Annotated in this window: 2 protein-coding genes; one reads left to right on the top strand and one right to left on the bottom strand. The window is 38.8% G+C overall.

What is annotated here, in order from left to right; genetic code table 11:
* Positions 1 to 219 precede the first annotated feature (219 nt).
* Positions 220 to 579 carry a hypothetical protein gene (locus L1D46_RS20520; RefSeq protein WP_239978158.1) on the top strand — a complete coding sequence of 120 codons (360 nt, stop codon included), beginning with the start codon at positions 220 to 222 and terminating at the stop codon, positions 577 to 579.
* 219 nt (positions 580 to 798) lie between these two features.
* Here the strand turns inward: L1D46_RS20520 and L1D46_RS20515 are convergent, their stop codons facing one another.
* A complete protein-coding gene (locus L1D46_RS20515) occupies positions 799 to 1776 on the bottom strand; it encodes a catalase family peroxidase (protein WP_239978157.1) in 978 nt (325 codons plus the stop codon).
* Positions 1777 to 1887: the final 111 nt, after the last annotated feature.

The following is a 1887-nucleotide window of genomic DNA, read 5'->3' as shown; positions in this document are numbered from 1 at the left end:
AATATACAGTTTAGTTATTGTACTCCCATATTCAAGAAAATGAGCGATGAGCGTATTTTCATTTTCTGAATACCTTTAGTGTCAATAAAAATATTATAGTTGGCATTGCATTACGTTATTTGTTAAAAAATAGATTTATTAATACATGCGCGTAACATCGGCAAGAAGATGCGCGATGGGCGCACTATAAAATTGTTAGGTGTTCAGGGAGGTCAGGAGATGGAAATTAATTTAAGTCATATCCTTTTGGTATTAGTTGTAATTCTATTATTTGCCATTTTCGTACGGCTTGGATCTATCGCTATTCAAATTACACGCAATCAAGAAATCAACAATGCCTATAATAGCAATCATCACTCACAGCGTGGCGAATTGCTACAAACTCAAAGTGAACATCTTGAAGAGATATCTTCAAATGTCCAGCAGTTGCAATCTGATATTGAGGATATGAAATTTGTTGCGGATGTCTTTTATAAGTACAAGCTTCCAGATAAGAAAGAGCGAGATCTTCTCGATCAAATCGCGATTGATAATGAAGTATCTGACGGCATAGCGAGAGCTAGAAATAAGAACACCTAACAAGGAAAATTAAAAGCACGGACAAAAAACAGTTGGCTTTGTTCGTGCTTCACAAGTTATAACCAACTATTTTTAGCCGTTTATTTGCGGCGTTACCAAATAAATACCTAAAACGTTTCTGTCCAAAAACGAGTTTACCCGACAGTCTGCTATTAACTCATACACACCTGTCAGGTTTATTAATTCCTTTTAATCAAACCTGACAGATACACTTAAGACTTATTGCCCCGTTAAACGCTTTGCAAATGAAATCGCATAAGCTGTTGAGCGTAATTTAAGTACTTTGTCATCACTTGGCATAAAGCCTTTAGACAAAAGATTTGGGTCATAATTAGTGAGGTCACAACCTGATTCACCTGTGGATTCTATGGTGAGCTTTCCTAAATTAATTATTTTGCGATCAGCGGGCCAACGAACTGAAGGATCCGTTAACGCATCACCGGGCTCGGCTAGTTCAGCTTGAAAACGATAATGAACCTTGCCTTTCGCTAAATCCTCTTCAAGTCGCTTAGCCAGAAATGATTTTGGTAAGGTTTTCATTTGCTCTTCTGTTAGCACCTGTTCTGGCTCTTCTGGCACCATAGTCCATCTAAAGGCATGCTTAGCGCCCTTTGCATCAACCATGTAAAAGGTATGCACACCAAAATACCGCGAAGACACATACGACGCTGGCGGGTTATGGCTTTGTAGCCAATTAAACTGCCCTAACGTACTCGGGTTTTGCTCTCTGTATGCTTTCACTTTCGCAAAATCGATTTTCCCTGTTTTCTCGTCAGGTAATAAGGTACTTAGCAAACCAAAAAATGCTTCTGGGCTATTACCTGCAAATACAGGCGTAGTTAGCCCTGCAATATTGTGCACATCACCATTTTCTAGTACAAACTGCACCCCCATTCCTCGCGGCGAGCGTGATGTTTCATCTGCATGAGGGTTACCTCCGCCCATAGAAAAACGAATATTCGCTTTTGACGGTGCGTTAAATAAAGGGCTGATTGAATACTGTTTTGCTGCTTGATTAGGTGTAAATGTGCCGACAGCGCACACACCTTTGGCGTGACCTTTCCTAATACCAGGCTGCTTACCTGAAAGCTTCTCAAATAAATTAATAAAATCTTGCCCATTTACTGGTTGCTCAGCAAAACTTGCTGTTGGTAAAACAAGGCACATGGCACAAACTAAAGACTTAATTTTTAGCATTTATCCATCCTTTAAACTTAGTTCCAACACAGATGACCTGACTAACTTCATAATGATTTCATCAAAGTTAATAAATATTTTTACCAACAAAAACGCTACAAACATTTAATA

It is taken from the genome of Pseudoalteromonas sp. Isolate3 (genome assembly GCF_022398505.1).
Lineage (GTDB): Bacteria > Pseudomonadota > Gammaproteobacteria > Enterobacterales > Alteromonadaceae > Pseudoalteromonas > Pseudoalteromonas apostichopi.
Note: the sequence above shows the minus strand (reverse complement) of the source record. Positions and strands in the feature narration are given on the sequence as shown.

Excerpts from the sequence above, each read along its gene's own strand:
- L1D46_RS20520 (WP_239978158.1), top strand. The coding sequence starts at position 220 with ATGGAAATTAATTTAAGTCATATCCTTTTGGTATTAGTTGTAATTCTA.
- L1D46_RS20515 (WP_239978157.1), bottom strand. The coding sequence starts at position 1,776 with ATGCTAAAAATTAAGTCTTTAGTTTGTGCCATGTGCCTTGTTTTACCA.